This is a genomic window from Corynebacterium tuscaniense DNF00037 (assembly GCF_000759055.1).
GTDB classification, from domain to species: Bacteria; Actinomycetota; Actinomycetes; order Mycobacteriales; family Mycobacteriaceae; genus Corynebacterium; species Corynebacterium tuscaniense.
This window is the reverse complement of record NZ_JRNG01000008.1, coordinates 1-24,465: the sequence shown is the minus strand read 5'-3', so window position 1 is coordinate 24,465 and position 24,465 is coordinate 1. Positions and strand designations below refer to the sequence as shown.

Annotated in this window: 18 protein-coding genes; 7 read left to right on the top strand and 11 right to left on the bottom strand. The window is 61.6% G+C overall.

What is annotated here, in order from left to right; all coding sequences use genetic code 11:
• Positions 1 to 482: 482 nt before the first annotated feature.
• Complete coding sequence (locus HMPREF2129_RS10790; protein ID WP_232218074.1) at positions 483 to 1,634, bottom strand: acyltransferase family protein; 1,152 nt, start codon at positions 1,632 to 1,634, stop codon at positions 483 to 485.
• Between HMPREF2129_RS10790 and HMPREF2129_RS02515 the strand changes: the two genes are divergently transcribed.
• Complete coding sequence (locus HMPREF2129_RS02515) at positions 1,633 to 2,274, top strand: porin PorA family protein (RefSeq protein ID WP_034662724.1); 642 nt, start codon at positions 1,633 to 1,635, stop codon at positions 2,272 to 2,274. The two genes, HMPREF2129_RS10790 and HMPREF2129_RS02515, sit on opposite strands and share 2 nt — an antisense overlap.
• Positions 2,275 to 3,740: 1,466 nt before the next feature.
• Here the strand turns inward: HMPREF2129_RS02515 and HMPREF2129_RS02505 are convergent.
• The gene (locus HMPREF2129_RS02505) at positions 3,741 to 4,814 is read right to left on the bottom strand and encodes a glycosyltransferase family 4 protein (protein WP_034662722.1); all 1,074 of its coding nucleotides are present in this window, start codon (positions 4,812 to 4,814) and stop codon (positions 3,741 to 3,743) included.
• 60 nt (positions 4,815 to 4,874) lie between these two features.
• Between HMPREF2129_RS02505 and HMPREF2129_RS02500 the strand changes: the two genes are divergently transcribed.
• The gene (locus HMPREF2129_RS02500; protein WP_084576455.1) at positions 4,875 to 5,648 is read left to right on the top strand and encodes a class I SAM-dependent methyltransferase; all 774 of its coding nucleotides are present in this window, start codon (positions 4,875 to 4,877) and stop codon (positions 5,646 to 5,648) included.
• Positions 5,649 to 5,746: 98 nt separating this feature from the next.
• Here the strand turns inward: HMPREF2129_RS02500 and HMPREF2129_RS02495 are convergent, their stop codons facing one another.
• The 6 genes from HMPREF2129_RS02495 to HMPREF2129_RS02475 all read right to left on the bottom strand — a co-directional run bounded on the left by HMPREF2129_RS02495 (position 5,747) and on the right by HMPREF2129_RS02475 (position 14,375).
• Complete coding sequence (locus tag HMPREF2129_RS02495; protein WP_408605814.1) at positions 5,747 to 6,556, bottom strand: Wadjet anti-phage system protein JetD domain-containing protein; 810 nt, start codon at positions 6,554 to 6,556, stop codon at positions 5,747 to 5,749.
• On the bottom strand, positions 6,439 to 6,873 hold the full coding sequence (locus tag HMPREF2129_RS11340; RefSeq protein ID WP_084576465.1) for a DUF3322 domain-containing protein: 435 nt from the start codon (positions 6,871 to 6,873) through the stop codon (positions 6,439 to 6,441). Before HMPREF2129_RS11340 ends, HMPREF2129_RS02495 begins: the two co-directional genes overlap by 118 nt.
• Positions 6,874 to 6,879: 6 nt before the next feature.
• Complete coding sequence (locus tag HMPREF2129_RS02490; protein WP_034662719.1) at positions 6,880 to 10,176, bottom strand: ATP-binding protein; 3,297 nt, start codon at positions 10,174 to 10,176, stop codon at positions 6,880 to 6,882.
• Positions 10,173 to 10,787 carry a DUF4194 domain-containing protein gene (locus HMPREF2129_RS02485; protein WP_034662718.1) on the bottom strand — a complete coding sequence of 205 codons (615 nt, stop codon included), beginning with the start codon at positions 10,785 to 10,787 and terminating at the stop codon, positions 10,173 to 10,175. Before HMPREF2129_RS02485 ends, HMPREF2129_RS02490 begins: the two co-directional genes overlap by 4 nt.
• Positions 10,784 to 12,259 (bottom strand): DUF3375 domain-containing protein, encoded by a 1,476-nt coding sequence (locus HMPREF2129_RS02480; RefSeq protein WP_034662715.1) that lies wholly within the window; start codon positions 12,257 to 12,259, stop codon positions 10,784 to 10,786. Before HMPREF2129_RS02480 ends, HMPREF2129_RS02485 begins: the two co-directional genes overlap by 4 nt.
• Before the next feature lie 301 nt (positions 12,260 to 12,560).
• A complete protein-coding gene (locus HMPREF2129_RS02475) occupies positions 12,561 to 14,375 on the bottom strand; it encodes a phosphoenolpyruvate carboxykinase (GTP) (protein ID WP_034662713.1) in 1,815 nt (604 codons plus the stop codon).
• Between the two features lie 299 nt (positions 14,376 to 14,674).
• Here HMPREF2129_RS02475 and trmB point away from each other — a divergent pair, with 299 nt between their 5' ends.
• The 4 genes from trmB to HMPREF2129_RS02455 are packed head-to-tail and all read left to right on the top strand — an operon-like array spanning position 14,675 to position 19,361.
• Entirely contained in the window at positions 14,675 to 15,439 is a 765-nt protein-coding gene (trmB, locus tag HMPREF2129_RS02470) for a tRNA (guanosine(46)-N7)-methyltransferase TrmB (RefSeq protein WP_034662710.1), read from the top strand.
• Positions 15,436 to 16,092: an NYN domain-containing protein gene (locus HMPREF2129_RS02465; RefSeq protein ID WP_034662708.1), complete on the top strand. Its 657-nt coding sequence runs from the start codon at positions 15,436 to 15,438 to the stop codon at positions 16,090 to 16,092. Before trmB ends, HMPREF2129_RS02465 begins: the two co-directional genes overlap by 4 nt.
• Positions 16,093 to 16,099: 7 nt before the next feature.
• Entirely contained in the window at positions 16,100 to 18,367 is a 2,268-nt protein-coding gene (locus HMPREF2129_RS02460) for an MMPL family transporter (protein ID WP_034662706.1), read from the top strand.
• Positions 18,360 to 19,361 (top strand): lysylphosphatidylglycerol synthase transmembrane domain-containing protein, encoded by a 1,002-nt coding sequence (locus HMPREF2129_RS02455; protein ID WP_034662704.1) that lies wholly within the window; start codon positions 18,360 to 18,362, stop codon positions 19,359 to 19,361. The genes HMPREF2129_RS02460 and HMPREF2129_RS02455 overlap by 8 nt, the downstream gene beginning before the upstream one ends.
• A gap of 88 nt (positions 19,362 to 19,449) precedes the next feature.
• Here HMPREF2129_RS02455 and HMPREF2129_RS02450 read toward each other — a convergent pair whose 3' ends face one another.
• Positions 19,450 to 21,045, bottom strand: a complete 1,596-nt coding sequence (locus tag HMPREF2129_RS02450; RefSeq protein WP_084576454.1) for a vWA domain-containing protein — start codon at positions 21,043 to 21,045, stop codon at positions 19,450 to 19,452.
• 174 nt (positions 21,046 to 21,219) lie between these two features.
• Here HMPREF2129_RS02450 and HMPREF2129_RS02445 point away from each other — a divergent pair, with 174 nt between their 5' ends.
• Complete coding sequence (locus HMPREF2129_RS02445) at positions 21,220 to 21,567, top strand: DUF3054 domain-containing protein (RefSeq protein WP_034662699.1); 348 nt, start codon at positions 21,220 to 21,222, stop codon at positions 21,565 to 21,567.
• Between the two features lie 186 nt (positions 21,568 to 21,753).
• On the opposite strand, the gene HMPREF2129_RS02440 is transcribed toward HMPREF2129_RS02445, so the two are convergent.
• A complete protein-coding gene (locus HMPREF2129_RS02440; protein WP_034662696.1) occupies positions 21,754 to 23,298 on the bottom strand; it encodes an acyl-CoA carboxylase subunit beta in 1,545 nt (514 codons plus the stop codon).
• Positions 23,282 to 24,465 (bottom strand): thioesterase domain-containing protein (locus HMPREF2129_RS02435; RefSeq protein ID WP_034662694.1); only part of this gene is annotated, 1,184 nt, incomplete at its 5' end. The genes HMPREF2129_RS02440 and HMPREF2129_RS02435, both read right to left, overlap by 17 nt.

Sequence of the window (24,465 nt, the reverse complement as noted above, 5' to 3'; positions counted from 1 at the left end):
CCGCACACCCGTCCCCACCGACAAGTGGACCCCCTTCACCGACACTGTCAACGCCAGCGATGAGGAGCAGATCATCCTGACCACCCGCGCGTTCAACGAGGGCCTGCGCGGAACCATCGGCGACACGCAGCTGGAACCCGTGAAGGTCGATTCCGGCATGCAGGGCTTCATCGTCCCGGCGGGTGTGGCCGGCGAATTCACCTTGAGCTTCGCGGGTTCAGGTTTTTACCGCGCCAGCTTGCTTGGCGGTGGCGCACTCAGCGCACTGACGTTGATCTTGTGCGCTTTTGCTTCTTGGCGCCGCCCGGAAACAGCACCCGCACACACCCCTACCGAACTCCCCTACCTCACCACCGCCGCCACACTCGCCGCCGTTGGCATCTGCGCGGGCGCCCTCGGCGTGGTTATCTGGGCCGGGGTGATGGCGATGAGGCGCTTCACCCTCATCCCCACGTGGCTCCTCGGTGGGGGCGCTACGATGGTTATGGGGCTGTGGCTTGCCCGGGCACCGTGGCCGGCGGTGAATTATGCGGGGGATTCCCTGGCGATTGCGCTGGCTGGGTGCGCGGTGTTGGCCAGCCTTGCCGGATCAGGCGGGAAGCGGGCTTTTCCACCAGCTCGTAACTGACGTAGGCCACCGCCACAGACACGGCCACGGTGAAAATGAGCACAAGAACAAAGTCCACTGGCCCCCCACTGAACATTCGGACACCCAGCACCGGGAAAGCAATATCTAACACCGCCACGTGCCACAGGAAGATCCCATAGGACCACCTTCCCAGCGCGATTGACACCGCGCTGGAAAGGACACTGCGTTCCCCTTTCCTCGCTGGCCAGAGTGCAAACGGCACTAGGAAGCAGGCGGCGAACAGCGCACCCAGAAGAATGCGCGCGTTGAACTCCGCCGGGCTCGGATGCACCAACCCACGCGGCCCCACCCACTCGCGGCTAGCCAGCCACGCCACGGCCAAACCAAGCATCGGCCCGATCCACCGCCACCGCAGGTTCCTCACCGGCCGGACAAGGCGGTAACGTTCCACCTCCGCGCACACCAAACCCACGGCGAACCAGGGGATATAAGAGGGTGGGGTGGTTTGGAGGTTGAGGGGAAAGGAGACGTCGATAAGCCAGGGCCACAGCACACTGCACACAACCGCGACGATGAGTGCAACGATGCGGCCGCGCGTGCGCAGGGCGAGATACGCGGGGAGAATGAGGTAAAACGCGACCTCGATACACAGCGACCACATGTGGGTAAGCCCCGCGACGAGACCGTCCGGGACGTAGACCTGCACGAGGAAAAGGTTGGCCAGAACTTGGGTGCGCGTGATCCCGCTCAACGCGGGCAGCGCCACCATGACCACGCTCACACAGACCAGATAACCAGGTGCGATGCGGGCCAGGCGGCGCCGATAATAGCCCGGCCCATGCGTGCCACGCGCGAGCAAAAATGCAGACAGCGCGAAGAAGACGGCGACGAAGAAATCGAAGCGTTCCAGAATCGCGGAACCGAGCGCCGTTTGAAAAGAAACATGCGTGAGAACGATCCCGAGGGCCGCGACCGCCCGCAGGCCCTCGAGCTCCGGTAGGCGCGTGCTAGGGTTCGAGATACTCCCAGTGTAAAGGAGACCCATGAAGCGACTGTGGTGGTGCCTAGCGGTATTTGTGCTCAGCATCGCACTTGGAAACTTTGTCGCACCCCCGGTGATCGGCTCCATGAAACCGCTGGCCAACGGCGAACATGTTGTGGAATGGAGCGATGGCACCCGCGAGGTCTTCAACGTCACCGGCCCGAAGAAGGATGCCATGGTGACGGTGGGCGATGAGCAGATGGAGATCTCCCGCTACTCCATGGAAACCCCTCACGGCCTGGTGTTTTTCTTCCCGTGGGAGCCAGAGCATCGTAGTTTTGCGTTTTACGATGTCCCCACCGGCACCACCGCGCCCCTTGATTACGTCGGACGCGTTGAAGTCGACGGGCTGCGTGCGCTGAGGTTCTCGGGCGAATTCGGCGCGACTGATTCTGCTGACTCTCCTGACCCAGTGACCCGCACTTTTGACGTGGAGCGCCGCACCGGTCGTGTTGTGGCTGCCACCCGCACAACCGCGGACGGGGAGGTCACTCTTGCTGCGAGCACCCAGGACAAGCTTGTCGACGAAGCCACTTCCCGCGTCCGCATTCTGTGGTGGCTGCAATTCCTCGCCCTCGCAGGACGTGTTCTTGCTGTCCTGGCCGCCATCAAGGGATTGATCATTCTTGTCCGGCGGTCTTAGTCGCGTGCTGCTCATCGCGTGGGGGACCTTCCTCGTTGGAGCGCTCACCTGGCCGTTCTGGTTCGTCTTCGCACGCCCCGGCGCGGCGTTGGCTGCCCGCGACATGATGGTTCTGCCCCATCCCTACCTCACCCATGCGTCCCTGGGCTTCGGGGACTTAGCCGCCCGGAATGTGCCGCAGGATGCCGTGTTGGCGGTGATCGGCATGGCGGTACCGGCGACATTCTTCGTTGCCATTGCAGTCACCACTGCTGCTGGGATGGCGGCGTGGGTGGGTTCGCGCTTTGGCTCATCCCCCTGGACCCGCGCCGCCGCCATGACGGTGGCCGTGTGGAACCCCTTCGTGGTGGAACGCCTCCTGCAGGGCCAGTGGTCCCTAGCCATGGTTGCATGGCTGCTGCCCGCGGTGGCTTTCTGCCGTGGCCCCGGGCGGATTCTGGCTATCTGGGGCTGCTCACTCACCCCCACTGGTGGCCTGTTCGCGCTGGCCACGGTGCTGCTTGTGGGGCGGTCGAAGCTCGCCGTGTGTGCCTCCGCGCTAGCCTGCCTGCCGTGGGTGGGGGCGACGGTCTTGCAGGTTGTTAGCGGCTCTGCATCTGCGGCTTCTGCTGCTGCTTTCGCCCCGCGCGCAGAGGAATACGCCGGCACACTCGGCGCATTCCTCGGCTTGGGCGGGATCTGGAACGCCGAGGCGGTGCCGGCATCCCGCTCGACCGGATTCGCTCTTGCTGGGATCATGTTGTTTCTGGTGCTGGCCACCGCACTGCGCCGAGTACCCCGCCCCGTTCTCATCCTGGCTGGCCTCGGCTTCGCGGTGCCGTTGGTGTCCTGGCTTCTGCCAGACGTTCAGGCCTGGATTGTCAGCCATGTACCGGGCGGGGGGCTCGTCAGGGATGCACAGAAATTCCTGGCCTTAGCGGTGCCGGCGTATGTTCTCGCGGCGGCTCGCTTGTCCCGCAGCGACCTCGCTGGCGCTGCACTTGGCTTGGCGCTCCTCCAAGTCCCTGACGCACCCCGAGCCCTGGCGATGCTCGCACCTGTGGAGGTCACCGTGCCCGCGATAGCGCACGAAGGTCGTGATGTTTTCTTCCCCAACCGGCCCACCCTGCTCACCCGCACCGACGGCGTGCCCGTGGTCGATCCAGCGACCAAGGCCATGAACGTGGTGGAATCCGGCGCGCTCACCGTGGATGGCATCCAGGTGGACAACCCGTCGGCACGCTGGCAGGTGGCAGATGTGCTGTTCAATAACGGCACGCTGTCCCCTGAAGCCCCGGAAGAAGCCCAGTGGTACTTCTCCGACCCCCAGGTTGGCTTGGTTGCACGGCCTGATGAGCGCGGCGGGTACACCGTCGAGGACACAGGCCTCCCAGCTCGCGAGCTCCCCCGCAGCGGGTTGGCACTGCTCAGCCTGTGGTTCGCGCTGCCGCTCCTAGCGTTGCTGACGTTGCTGCCGTTGCTGGCTTTCAGCCAGCAACGAGGCCCTCGATCAGCTCCGCGAACTTCCGGCCAGTTTCCCGCCACGAAAAGCGGGCTGACCAGGCGCGAGCACGATCGCCTAGATCCTCCAAAGCCTCCGGCTCACTAATAAGCTCCCGCACCACCTGCTTGAACTGGGCGTCTGAATCAACCAGTACACCCGTCTCTCCATCAATGATGGACTCGCGCAGACCACCGGCTGACCGATACCCCACAGTCGGCACACCATGTTGGGCGGCTTCCACCACCGCAATCCCCCAGCCCTCCTTGGCAGACGGCATGAGGTGCAGGCAGGCGCGAGCCAGAAGCGCGTGTTTCAGGTCATCGCCAACGTGGCCATGGAACACCACCCGGTCCCCCAGATCAGCAGCGTACGCACGCAGCTGGTCCTCCCACCAGCCGGAACCGATGATGTCCAGCACCACCCCCGGCAGGTCCCGTACCGCGTCGATGGCCTGCTCAATGCGTTTGTGCGGGACGAGGCGCGAGAGTGTGGCTATGTGGGTCCGGCCACTCGGCAGCAACATTGGCAAGCGCATGGGCACCGGATCGACCCCGTTTTCAATGATGCTGATGTCACGGGCCCGCACACCGAGCGCCACCAGATCAGCCTTTGATGCCTGCGACACCGTCACATACGGCGCACCCCGGTACACGCGCGGCGCCACACGCGATTCCAGGAACCAGCCGAACCGCCCAATGATCGGCCCCGCCACCGGCCATTGCTCCTTATGGCAATGGTGTGTGAGCAGCACCACCGGCGCGCGCGTGACCAGCCGCGCGAAGAACGGAATCCCGTTTTGTGTATCAACCACCACATCGGGCCGATGCCGCCACACAGCAAACAGTGCGCGCAGGTAGACGGTGTATTTGCCACCGGCGCGCTCAAAACGGATGCCATCACGCACGGCACGACGCGGGACGTCGGTGTGCGCTGCGCTGCGATAAATCACCTCATGCCCCCGCGCGGCCAGGTGCGCGCCCACTCGCTCCAGGTAGCGCTCACTGCCGCCGCCCTGCGGGTGGGTGGTGTCGCGCCAACAGAGGAGGAGAATTTTCATCGTGCTCCCAATCCGGTTTAGTCAAAGCCTGTCGATGGTAACACCGCTATACTTCCCCCAATGCCCCTGCCACGGACCCGCCGTTTTGCCACCCTGCGGCGTTCCCTGCGTTTGCTCGCCTCTTTCCGCCACGAGCAAACCGCCCCCGAAAAGTTCTACCGCAGCCTCGCGCAGGACACGCGCTTGCTTATCGACGCCCTTTGGCACGACACCAACACCCCCCACCCCCTCCCCGGCCGTTCCGTCTTGGACGTTGGTGGCGGCCCGGGCTACTTCGCCGACGCGTTTGCGGACACACGGTACATCGGTCTGGAACCCAGTGTGTCCGAAATGTCCGCCGCTGGCCTGACCGGCTACGGCGCCGTGCGTGGCGACGGCACCGCACTCCCCTTCCGGGACTCTTCTTTCGACGTGGTGTACTCCTCCAATGTTGCCGAACACATCCCCAACTGGCAGGCCATGGGGGAAGAAATGCTCCGTGTCACTAAACCTGGTGGCCTGACCATTCTCAGCTACACAGTCTGGCTCGGCCCTTTCGGCGGCCACGAAACCGGCTTCTGGCAGCACTACCTGGGAGGGGACTTCGCCCGCCGCCACTACGAAAAGAAACACGGCCATCCGCCTAAGAACGTGTGGGGTACTTCCCTCTTCGCCGTCTCCGCCCGCGATGGTCTCGCCTGGGCCCGCAGCCTTGAGACCTCCGGCCGCGCCCAACTCGTCGCCGCCTTCCCCCGCTACCACCCGCGCTGGGCGTGGTGGGTCACCCGCGTTCCCATCCTGCGCGAGTTCGCGGTGTCGAACCTGGTGCTGGTCCTCCGGGTGCCGTCTTCCTGACCCGCCCCGTGCTTCCCCCGCGTGCACGATTCCCCAGATTCGTGCGCAACCCCCTCTAAAAGCCCAGGACTGCCCTCAACTCCCGGGAGTTCGGGGCACTAACCCCAAATCGAAGCGAAGCCGTCCTGTGCCAGAGCCCAATCCAGCGATACCCGCTCCTGCTCCAGCCGGCGGTTACCTCGGGTGACCAGGAGGCGGCGGGCGTTCTCCTCTTCCTCGGTGAGGTGCGGCAGGTGGCGGGTGGGGTCGCCCGGGTCCGTCACCGACAGGTGCAGAAATTCTTCGACGGTCGCACTATCCATCCCCACACTCCTCACAGCCCCCGGCTCCGGCATGTGGCTACGTAGCGCGTTGAGGATGGCGTAGCCGTCCGCATCCGCATCACCCCAGTACAGGACGTTGGCGGCGCGGATCCAGTCAAGCTCCGCCAGCTGCGTACCGTTGTAGCCAGCCCCGAAAACAAGGACGGCGTTGGACCCATCAGGAGCCTGCGGCAGTGCGAGGAAAGTCTCCTTGTTTTCCACGATCACAACTGTAAGACCCTGAGGAAGCCGCAAAGCATTAACCGGCACGGCAATGTCCAGGAGATCGGGGGTAGGGGCGAGGGCGGGGTCGAGGAAGCGGAGGCGGAGGGTGGCGTCGGTAAGCGAAAGCCCCAAGCTGGCGTAACCGAGTGGCTTGAGCAGGCGCAAGAGGAGTCCCTGGTGGCGGTCGATCCATTTGGTGTCCACGCCTTCGACGGGCACAGCGCGCGGGCGCAGACCGGAGGCGGGGTGGGTGTAGAGCCAGGTCAGGACACTAAGCAGGCGGTTGAAGTCCGCATCATCCATGGGCAGCCAGGCGGTGTGGGTGCGTGCGGCGGCCCCCCGAAAACCAGGCAAGCCCGGCGAAAACGGGAAAAGCTCCACGAGTGCCGCAAAGCGCTCCCCGCCAGCGACAACGTGGCAGCCTGCCCGGTGAGCTCCGCCACCCGCTCCCAACTGCCAATATGCACGCGAACCGGTACCCGCTGCTGCCCCAGGTGCGCCCAACGGCGGGTAGCCCATTCCACTTCGGCTTGGGGTTCGTAGGCTTGCCACGCGCGGACAAACGAGGTGGCGGAAGCGGGATCCGCAAGCACACGCTTGGCGGTCGGCGGATGCAGGGGGATCGAGCCGGGCAAGCCCACACCCAACAGCGCACGCTCAATGTTAAGGCTCAACGGAAGCTGATCAGGTAAACGCATAAGGCACTACCCACCATGGGTGTCAATGAACTCGAAGGTGGACCGTGCCTGTGGAGTTTCGGCGTAGTTGACCACGATGGTCCCGTCGACGTACGGCGACAAGGTCTTGATCAGCTTCATCGGTGTGGCCAGGATCATGTGGAACCCGAAGCTGGTGAACACGTCCATGGCGGTGCGGGTGAAAGTGGGGTCAGCGCGGTCGAAGGCCTCGTCGAGGACGACGGTGGCGTAGGTGGGAAGATCAGCGTCAACACCGGCGAGGCGGTAGCGCAGGGCCGCCGCGAGGCAGAAAAACACGAGCTTCTGTGCCTGCCCACCGGACAGAGAAGCGGAGTCGACGTGGGTGTTGTACACCTCACCATCCGCATCGATTTCATTGCCCACGAATTTCACGTGACGGCGGGTATCCAGAACCAGGTTGCGCCAGCGGGTATCCGCGCGTTCAGAGGAGGCGAGCCGGTCCATGATCTTTGCCAGCCGGTGGTAGCGCTCGATCGCTTCGCTTTCATCCGCTGCGCTCAGACTGCCGGCGGTTGCGTCGCGTAGGTCTTGCTGGAATTCGCGGACTTCCGGCCCACGGTTATCGCGGACCTCGATTTGCAGGTAACGGCCGCCGCTTTCGGGGGTGTACGGGGACCGTTTCAAGGACGCGTTGATCGGGCCAAGGTTCGTTTCAATATCGCCCTTCGCCCGCGCTAGCTGGGTGGATATGTGGCTCAAGTGCATGACGGACTGACCGTTGAGCAGCTCGAGGAAGCGGCCGCGGAATTCCGGCAGGCGGTCTGCACGTAGCGCTTCAAGGCGGTTGATGGCCTCGCCCGCAAACTCCGGTTCGGCGCGCAGTTCAGCGGATTCGGAGGGCCACCCGGCGAGGTAGCTGGTCAAGATATTGCCAATCTTGGTGTTCGCGCTGGTTATGGCTTGGGCGGCGCGTTTGAGGGTGGAGTCGAGTTCGGCCTGGACTTCGTCGGAAAGCGAATTGATGTTCTCGCGTGTGAGTCGGCGCTTGCGGCTTTTCAGCTTGTCCTCCAACTCGTGGAAAAGTTCCGGGTCGACCTCGATGTCAGTGAGCTCAACTTCCGCAAGTCGCGCCTGAGCTACAGCGATGTTCGTGTCCGCAACCGTGATCTGGCGCTGTACCTCCTGCAGCTCCGCTTCGGTGGCCTGCAAGGTGGCACGCGCAAGCTCGTAGGCCTCGCTCAACTGCCGCGCCTCGGGCGAGGATGTGAGAAGCTCCAGCTCCTCACGCAACAGCACTAATTGCTTCTCGACGCTCCCCTTATCCACCTCCCCCCACTCCGTCTCCGCAATCAGTTTCACCTGCTCGAGGCGATGCTGCAGGCTATCGCGCTTGCGCTGCAGTTCCTGGACTCGGTTTTGAGCTGCTGTTGTTTCTTGGTGGGCCTCCTTCAGCGAGCTGCGTAGCGATTCCACCTTGGCGTGGTTCGAGGAACCCAGACGGTAATCACGGCGCTGGCCGAGCGGGCGGCGATCATCCTTGATGTAGCGCGTGGACATGGTGCGGTCGCGCACGTTGCGCTCCAAGCCGTCGATGGTGGCAGCGCGCTGGGTTTGCTGCTCCAGCTCTTCGACGGTACGAACGAGCGTGTAATCAAACGTGCTGGCCAGGACCTGCTCCAGCCAAGGCTGCATTGGACCGTCCACCACAGTGATCTTGTGGAAGAGACTGGCGGTGTTCTTCGGCCGCCTTGGGTGCGTCGCACCGGGCGGCACCGTGCGGTACTCCAACCTGCGGCCCAAACGTCGGCTGTTGACCCAACTGTTCACTGCCCGCTCATGTTCCTCAGGCACCAGCAGTGTGATGGCAAAGTTGGACAGCAGCCGCTGAATCACGGACTCCCATTCCGCCTCGTGCGCCACTACATCAATCAATTCGCCCACGAAGGGCAGTTCGTGGACAGCGATGTTCGTGTCTTGACACATCTGCGCGCGCAGATCAATGAAGCCTTGGTCAATGTTGTTCTCACGCTTCCCCAGGCCCATAAGCTCTTGCTCGATTACGTGTTCCTGGTGTTCAAGCTGCTGTTTGTGGGCGCGTGCATCCGACCACGCAGCGTCTAAAACTTCGCGCTCCGCAGGAGCTTCCTCAACCTCGCGGCGCGCCTGCGCCTTCAGCTCCGCGAACGTGTCTGTGGTCAGCTCATCAACACCAAGGATCTGCTGCAGCTGCGTGGCCTTCGTTGTGCGCGCCTGAAGCACCTCCTGCTCACGGTCGATGCGTTCACGGAGGGCCGTGACACCCTCTCCTTGAAAGCCCCCAAGCTTCGCGTACGCCCGTTGCTTCGCTTCCTGCTGCGCCTCTTTACGCTGGGTAAGTGCACTTTCCTCAACCTTGACGGCCTCTCGTTGGGCCTTATATGCCGTGATGGCATCGCGCAGCTCAGCGGCCTCAATCGCACGGCGTACAGAGGGCAGCGCGGCCGCTAATGCCTCCGCGTGGGCGCGCTCAACTTGTGCACCCTCGAGTGTGGCCTGCAAACCCGGAAGCGGGGCCAGGGCCTCAATCTGGCGGTTGAGGTCCTCCAGGCGCTCGTAGGCATACCGCAAATCACCGTGCGTGGCCACGGCCTCATCCGCTAATTCAAATGTTGACGGCCGCTCCAGCATGTAGTCCCGGAACAGCTCATCCATGCTGCTCAAGGACTTCGCGGACTGGGTGCGGTGTAGCAGCATCTGCGCATCCTCACCATCAATGCCCAGGCGCGCGCGGAAACGGTTAGCAAACACCGAATATTGGTCCGTGAACGTCACGCCGTTGCTTGATGTTTTGAAATGCTGCTCCAGCTTGCGTTTATCCAGCGAGTTCACCAGGTGTGGCATGAAAGTATCCACGTCCACCTCGTTTGGGAAAATCCCGTAAAGCGTTTTTACCTGGGCTTCAGAGTTCTGTCCTGCATTCAGGCGGAAAATTGCCACCAACGTGTATGTTTCGCTCTTGCTGCGATACGTCATCGCAACAACAGTCGCGGTAGCACCTTCCCGCAGGTACTGGCTCCGGATCTCCCCCGTGGTCGGGTCTTCGCTCCTGCGCCAGGCACCACGGACGTAGGACACGCGGCTGCGGCCCTTATCCCGGTTCGTATCCTGCTGCGCCGCAGCGTTGTAACGGATTTTGGATTGGGGGACGAGGATGGTGGAGAAAGCGTCGATAAGCGTGGACTTGCCCGAACCCGACGCACCTGTAATGAGGAAGCCCTTCTGGCCCACGGGAATGTCAAAGTACCCGTGGAACGTCCCCCAGTTCACCAGCTGTACGCGGGCCAACCTGAATTGCTCGGTCACTGATCTTCTCCCTCAGCCTCTTCTGCTCCAGCCAGGCGCAGGTACTCTTCGCGCAGCGCGTAGACAGTGTCCGCGTCGAAAATATGGCGTAGCACCGGTGAGACCACGTAGCGGCCGTCTGTCTCTGTCTCCGTGAGCAGGCTGTACTTGTTCTTGATCGTGTTGATCGCCGCATCAAAACGGCGCTTAAACCCAGCCTCATCGCGGTTATCCACCGCCCGGACGTACCCAATCGCGGTGTACAGCTCATCCTCACCCACCACCACGCGCTCACCGGGCGTACTCATGCCCAGCTCATGGCGCAGCTGCAGAAGGATCGCTGTTTGCAGGTGCGTCAGGGCATCCGTGCGCAGCACCGGCGGGACGTGCACATCATCATTATCCGGGCGCACGTGCCGGGTGAACGCGATGCCGGCCTCCTCATCAATGACCAACTCCAAGAACACATCGTGCAGCCAGCTGCGCAACGCCTCCTTGTCGCTCAAGATGGCGTTCCACGAGTCCTTCTTCCGGTCCGCACTGATCAGCGGCCCTTTGAGCAGGTCCACCAACGCCCGCCGCGATTCATAGGACAACGTCCCCGTGTCGCCGCTCCACAACGCTTCCGTCATCGCATCTCCTCTACTGATGTGGTGTCAAAGGTCCACAACGTGATCGCCGCCGCGCGCACAGACCCGTCTTCCTCCTCAAAGCGAACCGTTTCACGCCCGTCCAGCTGAACGCCGAACCGCATAGCCAAGTAGACCAAACCCACCACTGATGCCAGGCCCTGCGTCGCGGGATGATGCGTCAGCACATCCGCGATAGAGGGTTTGCCCTGTTTGTGGACGGCCTCAGCGATTGCGTCGGAAAGCTCCTCAAGGTCGATCTCTGACTCGCGCACGAGCTCAAGCAACGCCTCCGCATCACCCTCCGAGGCCTCGAAGCGCTCCACATCCGACGTGATCACCTCCGCCCCCGGGTCCGCCAACTTGATCTGGGCGACAGAATTCACAGCCATGCCGATCCGCTGCAGTGGTGTGTCCATCCGCTTCGTTGGCGAAAGCTCCTCAGCCTCCGCCGCATCCGCCGCAAGCTTGCGCGTGTCTCGCAGCAGCTCGATCATCCGGCGGTCCTCCGCGAACTGCTCGCTCGACACGTAATTGCGCAGGTTCCGCGCCAGCCTGGTCATCATCCGATTGACCTCATAACCTGCTTCTTCCAGGTGACGGAACAGATTCCTGAACTGCGAACGCGTCTCCTGATCCATCACATCAGTGTCCACCCGCTCCAAGATCTCCGCAATCCAGGACTCCACCCACGCGCCATGCTCCGCATCCACAACCATCCGGTAGAAACCGTTAAAGCTGCGCCCCGCATCCGACTCCGAAATGACATCCACCCCAGCGAAAATCTCCGCCAGCACATCACCCCGGTTACCCTCCGGATCCAGCAGCTGCCTACGCAAATCCAGGTTCAGCACCTCCAACTGATGCCGCACACGCGCAAAATCACTCGGGATCGCCGACGCCATGCCCAAAATATCGCCCACCCGCTCCTGCACGCTCGCATTCGAAGGCAGCTCAAACTCGCCGCGCTCCACGCTTGCGATCAGCTCATCCACGCGCTCACGCTGCCGATACAGATGTTCCAGACGCGTCGCAATATTCGGGTCCGTGTCCCGCGCGAGGTCCTGCAAAGCATTGCTTATCGACGCCACCCTACTCGCCGTCACCGCCGAATACGGACCCCCAACCCGGTCCATCATCTGCAGCGCCAGCAGCCCGTCCTCGCTTGGCTCCAGCGTCTCCCCCGTCACCTGGGTGCCCGATTTGCGGACCAGCCACCCCGCCTTCACCCAATCATTGCAGTACGCCTGCGGGGTTTTAGGCAGGTCAAAGGTGTTGCGCAGCAGCGCAAAATCGGCGGCCATCCGCTCATAGACTTCGCTGGCGGGCCTCGGCTCGGCGCCGCGCGGGAAGTAATCAGCGATCAAGGCCAAGACCACAGGCGCGTGGTCGGCGTGCAGGAGGCGCACTGCCGCCGACTGTTCCTTCTGACGCTTGTAGGTCAGCGCCCGTGCCTGAAGAGCCTGAGTAGCCATACGCTGATCTTATGGGCAGAACCCCGGCCGCGCTTCCCTCACCCCGCTTCCCCGCCAGGTCCCCGCGCCGCCCCCGCACGACGAACTCCCCGAAACGCTACATAAAATCACTGTTTTCCCAGGACTTACTACGAACTCCGGGGACTTCGTCGTGGCCTCGCCCGCACGATTCCCAAGAATCGTGCGCAACCCCCTCTAAAAGCCCAGGACTGCCCTCAACTCCCGGGAGTTCGGGGCGCTCAACAAACAAAAAGAAGACCCCGGCAGTGAACAAGCACCACCGGGACCCTCCTTCTAGCGTTTAAATCTTCGCCTTGGACTTCTCCAGCTCGTCGAAGATTTCCTTCGGGACGCGGTCGCCCAGGGTCTTGAGGTACTCCTCACCCTCGGCGAACTCGGCTTCGAACTCGGCCGGGTTGACGGTGAGTGCTTCGCGGACGTCCTCGAGCGGGGTGTCCAGGCCGGTGAGGTCCAGGTCCTCAGCGCGAGCTACCAGACCCGCGACGGTGTCGTCGGCGTCGACGCGGCCCTCGATACGGTCGATGACCCACTTGAGTACGCGGGAGTTGTCGCCGAAGCCGGGCCACAGGAAGCGGCCGTCCTCGCCGCGGCGGAACCAGTTAACCAGGAAGATGGATGGCATGCGGTCGCCGCCCTCGGCGCCACGGTCGATCCAGTTCTGGATGTAATCGCCGACGTTGTAGCCGATGAACGGGAGCATCGCGAACGGGTCGTGGCGCAGGGAACCGACCTTGGCCTCAAGGGAAGCAGCGGTCTGGCCGGAAGCCAGCAGGGAGCCGATCATGGCACCGTGGTTCCAGTCGCGGGCCTGGGTGACCAGCGGGATGGTGGACGGGCGGCGGCCTCCGAAGAGGATGGCGTCGAGCTTGACGCCCTTCCAGTCGTCGAACTCCGGTGCAGCGGTCGGGCACTGGGAGATGGCCACGCAGTAGCGGGAGTTCGGGTGAGCAGCCGGGGTGCTGGACTCAGGGGTCCAGTCGTTGCCCTGCCAGTCGATGAGGTGCGCCGGCACCTCGCCGTCCATGTCCTCCCACCAGACATCGCCGTCATCAGTCAGCGCGACGTTGGTGAACAGGGTGTTGCCTGGCTCCATGGTGCGCATGGCAATCGGGTTGGAGTCGTAGTTGGTGCCCGGAGCGACGCCGAAGAAGCCGTTCTCCGGGTTGACAGCGTAGAGGCCGTCCTCGCGCAGCTTCAGCCATGCGATGTCATCGCCGACGACCTCGGCGGTCCAGCCCTCAATGGTCGGGGTGATCATGGCCAGGTTGGTCTTACCGCAGGCAGACGGGAATGCTGCCGCGATGTGGTAGGCCTTGCCGTTCGGGTCGGTGAGTTTGAGGATGAGCATGTGCTCCGCCATCCAGCCCTCTTCGCGGGCCATGACGGAAGCGATGCGCAGGGCGTAGCACTTCTTAGCCAGGATGGCGTTGCCGCCGTAGCCGGAACCGTAGGACCAGATTTCCTTGGTCTCCGGGAACTGGGAGATGTACTTGGTGTCATTGCACGGCCACGCCACGTCTTCCTGGCCTGGCTCAAGCGGTGCGCCGATGGAGTGGAGGCAGCGGACAAAGTCGCCGTCCTTGCCAATCTTGTCCAGGGCTTCCTGGCCCATGCGCGTCATGATGCGCATAGACATGACCACGTAGGGGGAGTCCGTCAGCTGAACGCCGAGCTTCGGTTCCGGGTCGGAAATCGGGCCCATGCAGAACGGCACGACGTACATGGTGCGGCCCTTCATGGAGCCACGGAAGTGCTCGGTCATCTCAGCCTTGAGCGCGCTCGGCTCGACCCAGTTGTTGGTCGGGCCGGCATCCTCTTCCTTCTCGCTGGCGATGAAGGTGCGGGACTCCACACGCGCCACGTCGGACGGGTGGGAGCGAGCGAGGAAGCTGTTCGGACGCTTGTCCTCGTTGAGCTTGATCAGCGTGCCCTTTTCTACCAGTTCAGCGGCGAGACGGTCCCACTCTTCGTCTGATCCGTCGGCGAAAACGACCTGCTCCGGCTGAAACAGCTCCACAGCGTCATTAATCCACTCAATCAGTTGTTCGTTTTCGGTGGGGGCCTGCCCCTGAAGACCCTTCACTACGGCGGTCATACTTTCTCCTCAATAATCGGCGACTACCCAGTTAATTCTTCTCCTTTAGAATATCGAAGTGTTACCGTCACCCGCCTGTCGCTCGAAAGTCTCCACGATAGCGCGACGATGTCACATTATCCCTACCCCCGAATGTGGGTCATTGGAGAATGGTGGGTGCGGGGAATAAAACGTCGATAAGCAGCTTTGATCCCCGCAATACCTGCCAAGCGGACGGTATGTGAGTTCTGCGGGTATAATGCGTGGATGTTTTTGCCTTTATTGCCCCTATGCGGGGGACAGCCCGAAAAGCTGCGACAATGGCGTGCGTGAATGATTCTCTTGGTGAACTCCCGCACGGTCGCCCCCCGCAGACTGAGTTTGACACGGGCCTGGATTACCCCCGCCTGGGTTCCGTCACTTTTCGTCGTGGCACGCTCACGCCTAATCAGGAGCAGCTTTTCGACGAATGGTGGCCCCGCCTCGGCCGCATCCTCACCCACTCCGATGAGGATCAGACCATTGATGTTGATGAGTGGTTTGGACGCAGCGGGCATAAAACCATCGTGGAGATTGGCTCAGGCACAGGCACGTCCACCGCTGCGATGGCGCCGTTGGAAAAAGACACGAATGTGATCGCCGTGGAGTTGTACAAGCCGGGGCTGGCCAAGTTGCTGGGTTCCGTTGTGCGCGGAGGGATTGAAAACATCCGCATGGTGCGGGGCGACGGAGTGGAGGTGCTCGCTCGCATGTTCCCACCAGAATCCCTTGATGGCGTGCGCATTTTCTTCCCCGATCCGTGGCCGAAGGCCCGGCACCACAAGCGGCGGATCATCCAGTCGGGAACGCTCAACCTCATTGCCACGCGCCTGAAGCCAGGTGGCGTATTGCACGTGGCCACGGACCACGCCGACTACGCCGAGTGGATCAATGAGCTAGTTGAGGTCGAGCCGATGCTGGAATATAAGGGCTGGCCGTGGGAGAATGCCCCCATCCTGACAGACCGCCAGGTGATCACCAAGTTTGAAGGCAAAGGCCTGGATAAACAGCACGTGATTTCTGAATATCTCTGGGTGAAAAAATGACAGATGTACATAGCCTGATCCATTCCTACTCCCCCGGCGCGGATGCGGGCCCGGATAGTCTGCTGCTGGTGTGGGATGCACCCAACCTGGACATGGGCTTAGGCGCCATTCTGGGTGGCCGTCCCACCGCCGCGTACCGGCCGCGCTTTGATGCTATTGGCCGCTGGCTTGTGCACCGCGCCCTGGACATGCCGGGTGAGGTAGAGCCGGAAGCAACCGTGTTTACCAATGTCACCCCCGGTTCCGCCGATGTGGTGCGGCCCTGGGTGGAGGCGCTGCGCAACGTTGGTTTCGCCGTCTTTGCTAAACCGAAGGCGGATGATGAATCTGATGTGGATGCGGACATGGTTGCCCACATCAACCGCCGCCGAGATGAGGGCGTGCTGCGCGGGGTCGTGGTTGCTTCCGCCGATGGCCAGAACTTCCAGGACTTACTCACGGAGCTCGCGCATGATGGCATCCCCGTCACCGCCATAGGTTTTCACGAACACGCCAGTTGGGCAGTCACCTCACCGGACATCACATTCGTAGACTTAGAGGACATCCCTGGTGTATTCCGCGAACCGCTACCGCGCGTCAACCTGGACCAACTGCCGGACGGCGGTGCGTGGCTGCAGCCGTTCCGCCCGCTGAGCGCATTGATCAAAAACTAGGAGACGCATGTTCTATAGGTGGGGCCATGCCGCCTACCGGCACCGCAAGATCATTCCTGTGGTGATCATTGCCCTGATCATCCTCATGCAGGTGCTCTGGGGCTCCAAACTCGGTGAGCGCCTGTCCCAGGAAGGTTGGGAGGATCCGCGGGCGGATTCCACCACCGCTGCGGTGATTGAGGAGGACACGTTTGGCCGCGACAACGCCGGCGACGTGATCCTGTTGGTCAGTGGCAATGTTACGGACCCAGAGGTGATGGCTTCCGCCGACAGGCAGATCTCCAAACTCAAAGATCGCCCCGAAGTTGCCCAACTGACCAGCTACTTTTCTACCCCGAACCCGCAGCTGATCTCCCCGGATAAAACTAAGGCTTTTGCTGCGATCGGCCTGGCCGGTGATGGCGAGCAAACGTTGAAGGATTTCCGGGAGCTGCAGGAAGAACTCGAAGCCATTGAGATCCCCGGCGCGGAGGTGCAAATCGCCGGCGCCACCGCTGTGGCTGACGCATTGGACCGTGGCATGGCGGATGACATTGCCCGCGCGGAAAAAATTGGCCTTGTTTTTGTGGCTGTGATCTTGCTATTTGTTTTCGGCGGTGTCATCGCGGCAGCGATGCCACTGATCGTGGGTGTGCTTTCCATCATCGGGTCGCTGTCCATCCTGGCGATTCTGGCGAAGTTCCATCAGGTCAACGTGTTCTCCCAGTCCATCATCACGCTGCTGGGGCTGGGCCTGGCCATCGACTATGGCCTGTTCATGGTCTCCCGTTTCCGGGAGGAGCTGGATAAGGGCAGAACAGTCGAAGATGCCGTGGCGGAAACTACCACCACGGCTGGTAAGACAGTCTTTTTCTCTGCACTCTTGATCGGCGTAGCTTTGTCCGGGCTGCTCATGTTCCCGCAGGCTTTCCTGAAATCAGTGGCGTACGGCGCGATCAGCGCGGTGCTTTTCGCCGCTGTGATCTCGGTGGCGGTACTACCAGCGTTGTTTGGGATGTTGGGGCGCAACATCGATAAGTGGTCCGTTCGCCACACCAGCCGCACAGCCAAGCGGATTGAGGACACGATTTGGTTCCGGATCCCGGCGTGGGCCATGCGACACTCCAAGGGCGTCATCGTGGGGGTGACCGGCGCACTGTTGGCGCTGACCATCCCCATCGTGGGCATCACCTTCGGCGGTATCAACGAATCGTACCTGCCACCCACCAATACCGTCCGTCAGGCACAGGACGATTTCAATGAGACCTTCCCCGCCTTCCGCACAGACCCGGTGAAGTTGGTAATTACCGGCGCCGACAATCAACAGCTCGTGGACGTAGTTTTGCAAACACGCCAGGTCACCGGCCTCGCCTCCCCCATGGAGCCCTCGCAGGCCACCAAGGACGGTACGACCGTGCTCTCCGGCACGCTGGCGGACCGCAACGGCGGTAAGGAAGTCATCGACCAACTGCGTGCCATCGCGGCACCAGAAGGCGTGGACCTCTACATCGCCGGCACACCGGCCATGGAAGTCGAATCCATCGAAGCGCTGCTGGGCCGCCTGCCGTGGATGGCGGTGTACATGGTTGTGGCGACATTCCTGCTCATGGCTGTGCTCTTCGGTTCGATGATTTTGCCTGTCAAGGCCGTGATCATGAACGTCCTAGGTATCGGCGCCACGCTCGGCTTCCTCACCCTCGTCTTCGTGGACGGCGTCGGCTCCGGCATGTTCGGCTTCACACCAGGCCCGCTGATGAGTCCAGTGCTGGTGCTCATCATTGCGATTCTCTACGGCCTGTCCACGGACTATGAAGTGTTCTTGGTCTCCCGGATGGTGGAGGCGCGGCACAAGGGTGCGTCGACAAGCAATGCAATCAAATACGGCACTGCGCACACTGGCGGGATTATTACAGCGGCCGCCCTCATCATGATCGTGGTCGCGGGCGCGTTTGCGATGAGTGAGATTGTGATGATGAAGTACATCTCCTTCGGCCTCATCTTCTCCCTCGCACTCGACGCCACACTCATCCGCCTGCTGCTCGTGCCCGCAGTCATGCGCGAACTACGCGAGGACAACTGGTGGGCCCCACGCTGGGTCAAGCGCGCCTACGAGAGCTTCGGAGAAGGCAGCTCTACCAGCGCCGCCAGCCACTCCGAACCCGCCCACCCCCGCGCCGGTGAGATCCCCATCGGCGCCACCGTCCTGGCCGCGCAGCACGCCCGCAGTGGTGTGAGCGTGGAACAGAACCGTGACCTCATTCCCTTCGATGAACTCATGCGCCGACTGAATGACTGATCTTCGCTCTTGGGCGCGGTGGCTGGCCCCCATCGCGGTCCTCATTATTGTGGCGCTGGTCTTCCGTGACCAGCTGCCATTCCTCGGGCAGGCCTTCGCAGCACTCGGCCAGGCCTCCCCCAAGTACGTGGCGGCAGCGATTTTCTTCTCGGTGCTGGCCATCGTGTCCATGGCCGCCGTGATGCGCATCCTCCTCGCCTCCAAAGACGTGAACGCGAACATGGGGAATTGCACCGCCGTCACCCTGGCCAGCAACGCCTGGTCCACCACCATCCCCGGTGGCCCCGCCCTCTCAGCGTGGTTGACCTACCGCATCCACCGCTCCTGGGGCGCTTCCGCTGGCCTGTGCGGGTGGTTCTTTGTCATCTCCGGCGCACTTTCCACCGTGTGGATGGTAGTCATAGGCATCGTCGCCGCCATCTTCCTCGGCGCGAACTTATCCATGTGGGCGCTCGCCGGCTCTCTCGCCGTGGCCACCGCCGCCATCGCCGGCCTGTTCTGGGCCGTGTACAACCCCAACGTGCTTGCACGCTGGGCCCGCTATCTACCCACGCGCGTGCGTGAACGCGTCCTGCCCGTAATCACCCAACTTGGTGATATCCGCGTGTCACCCCGCGGATTCATCGCCGCCACAGTCTTCTCACTGTTCAATCAGCTTATCGACGTAGCCACCCTCTACTTCTGCGTCGCCGCCGTCACCGGCTCCCTCCCCGGCTTCCACCCCAGCCTGGACGCAACCACAATCCAAGGAGTGACCCTGGCCTTCATCATGACCAAATTAGCTGGTGCCGCCCAGATCACCCCCGGAGGCATTGGCACCGTCGAGCCCGTTGCCACCGCATCGCTGGTGGCCACCGGCCTCACGCTGGTCGACGCCACCGCCACCACCCTGATCTACCGCATTGTCTCTTTCGCCCTTATCACCGTCATCGGTTGGGTGATTTATCTCATTGCCTATGCCGGAAAAGGATTCATGCTCGGCCGGCAGCAATAACGCTGCCCACCGAGCATGAACTATTCGTTTTTAACAGGAGCGAAGCGCACTACGCCTCCGCTGTAGCAACCTGCTTCTCGTTGGTGGCCTAGTTGCCTTCCGACTCAGTATCCTCGGAAGGCTTCTCCGAGCTACCCAAGTTCTCGAAAGCCTCACCAACCGTGATCTTGTTACCAGAACTACCAGAACCCGGGGCGCAGAACGCCCACAGCAAACCAGCCGCACCAGCAAGAGCAGCCAAACTACCCAACACCTTCAGCGCATCCTGGTTGTTGTAAGCAAGAGCCTTCAGCTGATCATCGATCTGCGCAGCAAACCGCGAAGAATCCTCGTTGTAAATCCCCGTACCCTGCTGAATCCTGGAGTTCGACTCCCGAATCTGCTTACCGATGCTCTCCTGCAAAGCCATGATGCCCGGCGCCTTCGCATTACCCAGCGCAATCAACGGGAGCGCCAGAATCAACGCACCAAGAACACCACCAACAGCCGGCAAGCAACGATCCGTAATCGGATCATCACTCGAACCGCCACCCGAAGAACCAGGAGCGTTTTCATCCAGGTTGGACACGGTGCAGGACAGCTCCGAACCGGTCTTCGCCGGAACAGTGAACTTATTGCCCTCCAGCTTCACATCAACATCAGTGCCGTTGGAATCGGTGCACTTAACATTCTTCGGTTCACCGTTTGCCTCAGCCACCGTCACAGTGCCTTCAGTGTCCGGCTTCGACGTGCGGTAACGCAGGGTCGCTGCACCCTTCTCATCGGTGACCACGTCTTCCTCATCGAGTGCCACGATCTTCTTATCCGCGTCATTCGCCTTCGTGTCCGCGATGGAGAACTTCCACCCAGACTTCGTGGCCGGCGCAGTGGGCTCAACAACCTTGCCGCGCTTGTTCACAAAGTTCTTCTCGATGTTGATTTCACCCTGGCAGCCCTTCGTGGTCTGCTCGACGAGTGCCTCGGACAACTCGGCGTACTGAGCAACAGGGATCCAATCATCCTCGCCTGAGATGTACCCCAGGTACGTTGCCGCTTCAGTATCCGACTGAACGCCACCACCAACGGCCAGTGGCACAACACGAGTGCCTGCCTGCTTGAGATCATTAGCAGCCTTCACAGCATGCTGGACACTCAACAGTGGTGGTTGGCCCTCAACCGTACCGTCGTCGTCACCATAGGTATTCGGCTGACCATCCGTGATCAAGTACACAACGTCGTAGCCCATACCCTCAACTTGAGTCAGAGCCTGCTGCCAGTTGGTGTAGTTGTCCCTTCCACTTGGGATGGCCAACTTATCAATATGAGCGTTCAGCTTCTCCTGCTCAGAAGCCGGGGTTTTGTCCAGGTTCTGCTGCCCCTTCGCCGGAGCATGCCTAGCAAAGCTGTACATACCGATCGTGATGTCAGTATCCTTCAGCGCCTCAACAACAGCCTTGGCCGCGTTCTTCGAGTCAGCCAGGCCTCGCTGGCCAATGGAACCCGAAACGTCAAACACAAGAGCCATACTCAAGCCACCGCAACGCTCAGGAAGCGGCGGATTTTCTGCGATGGGGTGGCCGGCTGGGACCGGCCCTGGATCAGCAACAGCCCGCGGCGTTGCTACGAGGACGCTGGCAACCAGCGCCAGAATTGTGACCATGGCGACAAGCAACCACTGAGGGCTCACCCGGTGTGATGTCTTCATACAAATAACTCCAAAGGATCTGAGAAATACCTTAAAAAGCGTTCAGAATAACACTACTCCGCATTCAGGTTCACTGCAATAAATGGCGAAGGTGTGCAGGTTCGATCCCCAAAACTTCCTTTCAACGTCGAATTGCATGTCATTAACGAAAAGACTGGGGGTTATTCTGGAGCTATGAAGAACTCCACCGCGATCACGCTCGACGCTGTTGCTATCGCACTGTTCGCTTTTTTTGCGCGCATTGCACACCAGACCGAAGAGACACCACTGAACTTCATCACTTGGCTCGACACCCTCTGGCCGTTCTTGCTCGGCGTTGCGCTGGCATGGATGTTCACGCTATTCGCGCTGAAAGAAGCCAAAGGTTGGGTCATCTGGCTCATCACCGTCGCTACCGGTTTGATTATTTGGGCAATAAGAAATCAGCAGCTGCCGCACTGGTCTTTCATTCTCGTGGCCAGTGTGATGTCGGCGCTGCTGATGTTGGGGTGGCGCGGCATTGCGCGCCTGATCAAACGGTAAGTTAGCCGTCTTTTAAAACGGCGACTTGCCGGAAGCGATCGACCGAACGACCCAGACGATGTAATTGATAATTTCTGCGCCGATGTCCAGTGCACTGCTGAGCATTGAGTCCTCCCAAAAGTAGAAGTGTTTTCCTTTATCTCTTCGAGTATCGCCGCTAAAGCTACACCCGTTACAGCCAACTGTTTACAGCGGGTGAATAGCGTGCTTCTTCGGCAAATCCTGATCGTACTTAGTGGATAGCTGACGCAAAGCCCGGCGCAGAGTCAGGCGGGTCTCTGACGGCTGGATCATCGCGTCCAAATACCCGCGCTCGGTAGCCACATACGGGGAGGTCATGTTCTCCTCATAGAAGTCCATGAACACCTTCTTCATGTACGCACGTTGACTCTCATCCTCAATGGCCGCCAGCTGCTTGCCCTGAATCATTACGGCCGCGGCAGCAGAACCCATCACGGCGATCTGCGCAGTAGGCCACGCGAAGTTCAGGTCACCTGTCAAGTTCTTGGACCCCATCACGGCGTAGGCGCCACCATAAGCCTTGCGCACAATGAGCGCGATCTTCGGCACAGTTGCCTCCACCACGGAAAACGCCAGCTTGGCACCGCGGTGGATGAGACCCACCTTCTCCTGATCCACGCCCGGCAGATAGCCCGGTGTATCCACCACGAAGACAAGTGGCAGGTTATAGGCATCACAGATCTGAATGAACCGAGCGCCCTTATCGGCAGCATCCGCATCAATACACCCAGCGAAGTGCATAGGGTTGTTGGCTACGAAGCCGACCGGGCGACCGTCGATACGCCCAATGGCACAGATGAGGTTCGGGGCGTAGTTCTCCTGGATCTCCAAAATCTCCTCATCATCACCCAGCTGAACCAGCAGATCCATCATGTCGTAGCCAGCGTTGGTGTCATCCGGCATGAACTCATCCAAAGCAGAGTCATCCAGGTCCTCATCCGCGGGCGCCCACGCCACCGGTGGCTCATCAAAGGCGCTGGTGGGCAGGTGCGCAAGCAAGTCACGAACGAAATCGAACGCCTCATCCTCGGATTGCACGGTCACCGACACGTTGCCGTTCTGTTCCTGCTGCAAAGCGCCACCAAGTTCAGCTGAGGAAATATCCTCACCGGTCACCTCACGGATCACCGCTGGGCCGGTAACGTACATCTCCGCCTGACCATCCACGGCAACGATGAAGTCGGTGGTCACCGGCGCATACACAGCACCACCAGCGGATTTACCCAACATGATCGAGATCTGTGGGGAACGGCCAGACAGCGGCAACTGACGGCGGGCGATCTCCGAGTACATAGCCAGGGAGGTCACCGCATCCTGAATACGCGCACCACCTGAATCCTGAATACCGATGACGGGGCAGCCAATCTTGATGGCCATCTCCATCACGTCCACGACCTTGCGGCCGAAGGTGACACCGACGGAGCCGCCGTACACGGTCTTATCGTGGGCGTAAATAGCCACCGGACGGCCATCGATGCGGCCATAACCAGTCACCACACCGTCGGAATAGACAGCGTCCGGGTCGCCAGGAGTGCGGGCAAGGGCACCGGATTCGACGAACGACCCTTCGTCAAGAAGCGCATTGATGCGTTGACGCGGCGTGGTCTGCCCAGCATCATCACGCTTCTTCCGCGCGCGCTCCGAGCCCGGGTCCTGCGCACGCTCCAGACGTTCACGCAGTTCAGCGAGTTTTTCAGCGGTCGTTGCCATTAATCCACTCCTGCATATGCTTACCGACGATCCCCACCGCCGGCTCATCCACAACCGCCAAGTGATCACCCGGCAGCTGCACGATGGTCAAATCTTCCACGATGGCGGCCCAACCGCCGTCCGGTGCAATATCTGCGTAAGCAGGCTCCAGCATAATCGCACCCTCGTGCATCCCTTCCGCACGGAAGAGCAACACCGGCACGTCAACGTCAGCCCACTTGGTCAGATCCACCTTGGCCAAAATCTGGTTATCCACGAAGCTGGCACGCTGGTGCTCCAGCACGCCAGCGGACAAGCCGTGCGCGGAGGCATCCGTGGTGGCCAGGAACTCACCCAGCATGGTCAGCAGCGCATCCTCACCGGCAGTGTCCAGCAGCTCGTAGGGCACCTCGAAGTCGAGGCCGTACGTCTCCTTGGCAAAGGCGGCGTAGCGCTCCCAGCGTGCGCGGACATTCTCCGGGGTGTTCGGCGTCGGGTTCCGCGGCTGCGTGGTGTCCAGCAGCGCGATGAACTTCACGTCCGGGGTGTCCGCGCCAGTCCGGTTCTGCAGCTGGTGCGCCACCTCATAGGCCAGGGCACCGCCGAAAGACCAGCCGGCCAGAACGATCGGCTGACCCTCGGCAAGTTCCACGATGTCATCGATGTACGCCGCCGCACGCTCCTCGAGGCCTCCCTCCAGGCGCTCCAGGCCGTAAACCGGAACATTGTCCGCCAGACGGCGCGTCAGCGGCTCGTACACCACATTCGACCCACCGGCCGGGTGGAAGAGGAACACCGACGGCGTGGTCTCATCCGTACGTGCGCGCAGCACGCGGACATTGCCCTCCACCGGAGTTTCCAAACCTTCACGCACCACGTTGGCCAGCGGTTCCAGGGTGTCCGCGTCCAACACCTGCTGCGCGGTCACCTCAATGCCAGAACGCTCCGTCAAGTGTGCGGCGATCTCACCGGCCACCTTCTCATCAATCTTTGGCAGCGGTGAGGTCACACCAGCAGCGGCCGCGCCAGCGTACTTCGCCCAGGCACCAAAGACCATGCGCTCGGACGCGTCGCGCGGGGCAACGCCAACGCCGGTAGTCTGATCAGTCGACGTTCCCTCTGGTTGAGCCTGCGCAGCGGGCTCAACCTGGTTGCCCTCCGTCTCCCGTGGCTGGTCGGCCACAGGCC

Coding starts and splice junctions, on each gene's coding strand:
- HMPREF2129_RS02515 (WP_034662724.1), top strand. CDS start 1,633: ATGAAGCGACTGTGGTGGTGCCTAGCGGTATTTGTGCTCAGCATCGCA.
- HMPREF2129_RS10790 (WP_232218074.1), bottom strand. CDS start 1,634: ATGGGTCTCCTTTACACTGGGAGTATCTCGAACCCTAGCACGCGCCTA.
- HMPREF2129_RS02505 (WP_034662722.1), bottom strand. CDS start 4,814: ATGAAAATTCTCCTCCTCTGTTGGCGCGACACCACCCACCCGCAGGGC.
- HMPREF2129_RS02500 (WP_084576455.1), top strand. CDS start 4,875: ATGCCCCTGCCACGGACCCGCCGTTTTGCCACCCTGCGGCGTTCCCTG.
- HMPREF2129_RS11340 (WP_084576465.1), bottom strand. CDS start 6,873: ATGCGTTTACCTGATCAGCTTCCGTTGAGCCTTAACATTGAGCGTGCG.
- HMPREF2129_RS02485 (WP_034662718.1), bottom strand. CDS start 10,787: ATGACGGAAGCGTTGTGGAGCGGCGACACGGGGACGTTGTCCTATGAA.
- HMPREF2129_RS02480 (WP_034662715.1), bottom strand. CDS start 12,259: ATGGCTACTCAGGCTCTTCAGGCACGGGCGCTGACCTACAAGCGTCAG.
- HMPREF2129_RS02475 (WP_034662713.1), bottom strand. CDS start 14,375: ATGACCGCCGTAGTGAAGGGTCTTCAGGGGCAGGCCCCCACCGAAAAC.
- trmB (WP_034662710.1), top strand. CDS start 14,675: ATGGCGTGCGTGAATGATTCTCTTGGTGAACTCCCGCACGGTCGCCCC.
- HMPREF2129_RS02465 (WP_034662708.1), top strand. CDS start 15,436: ATGACAGATGTACATAGCCTGATCCATTCCTACTCCCCCGGCGCGGAT.
- HMPREF2129_RS02460 (WP_034662706.1), top strand. CDS start 16,100: ATGTTCTATAGGTGGGGCCATGCCGCCTACCGGCACCGCAAGATCATT.
- HMPREF2129_RS02455 (WP_034662704.1), top strand. CDS start 18,360: ATGACTGATCTTCGCTCTTGGGCGCGGTGGCTGGCCCCCATCGCGGTC.
- HMPREF2129_RS02450 (WP_084576454.1), bottom strand. CDS start 21,045: ATGAAGACATCACACCGGGTGAGCCCTCAGTGGTTGCTTGTCGCCATG.
- HMPREF2129_RS02445 (WP_034662699.1), top strand. CDS start 21,220: ATGAAGAACTCCACCGCGATCACGCTCGACGCTGTTGCTATCGCACTG.
- HMPREF2129_RS02440 (WP_034662696.1), bottom strand. CDS start 23,298: ATGGCAACGACCGCTGAAAAACTCGCTGAACTGCGTGAACGTCTGGAG.